This window comes from Kitasatospora sp. NPDC094019, assembly GCF_044764505.1.
Taxonomy (GTDB): Bacteria; Actinomycetota; Actinomycetes; order Streptomycetales; family Streptomycetaceae; genus Kitasatospora.
Genome location: NZ_JBIWIF010000001.1, coordinates 875,900 through 876,826, shown reverse-complemented (window position 1 = coordinate 876,826; position 927 = coordinate 875,900). Strand labels below are relative to the sequence as shown.

Below are 927 nucleotides of genomic sequence, written 5' to 3'. Positions count from 1 at the left end.
GCCCTTGATGCGTGTCACTGCCACTGACTTGACCCAGTCGGTGTGGCCGGTGAGAGTGCGGATCTCGGCGCCGGTGGTGAGGTCCCACACCCGCACGGAGCCGTCGGTGCAGCCGGTGACGGCGTGCGGGCGGCCCTTGATGCGTGTCACCGCCACTGACCTGACCCAGCTGGTGTGGCCGGTGAGAGTGCGGATCTCGGCGCCGGTGGTCAGGTCCCACACCCGCATGGACCTGTCGTTGCTGCTGGTGATGGCGTGCGGGTGGCCGTTGATGCGGGTTGCCGCGACCGCGTTCACCCCACTGGTGTGGCCGGTGAGGTGGTGGGTCTGGGTGCCGGTGGTCAGGTCCCACACCCGCATGGACCTGTCGTTGCTGCCGGTGGCGGCGTGCGGGTGGCCGTTGATGCGTGTCACCGCCACCGCGTTCACCCCACCGAAGTGGCCGGTGCGAGTGCGGATCTCGGCACCGATGGTCAGGTCCCACACCCGGACCGAGCGGTCGTTGCTGCCCGTGACGGCGTGCGGGCGGCCGTTGATGGGCGTCACCGCCACTGACCTGACCACACTGGTGTGGCCGGTGAGGTGGTGGGTCTGGGTGCCGGTGGTCAGGTCCCACACCCGCACGGAGCTGTCGTCGCTGCCGGTGACGGTGTGCGGGCGGCCGTTGATGGGCGTCACCGCCACTGACTTGACCCAGTCGGTGTGGCCGGTGAGGTGGTGGGTCTGGGTGCCGGTGGTGAGATTCCAGACTCGGACGGAGTTGTCGTTGCTGCCGGTGATGGCGTGCGGGTGGCCGTTGATGCGGGTTGCCGCGACCGCGTTCACCCCACTGGTGTGGCCGGTGAGGTGGTGGGTCTGGGTGCCGGTGGTGAGATTCCAGACTCGGACGGAGTTGTCGTTGCTGCCGGTGATGGCGTGCGGGTGGCC

Annotated in this window: 1 protein-coding gene; it reads right to left on the bottom strand. The window is 69.3% G+C overall.

The window, feature by feature from the left end; genetic code table 11:
* Nucleotides 1–927, bottom strand: a 927-nt coding sequence (locus ACIQ9P_RS04085) for a WD40 repeat domain-containing protein (RefSeq protein ID WP_402349279.1), incomplete at both ends; no start/stop codon positions are given.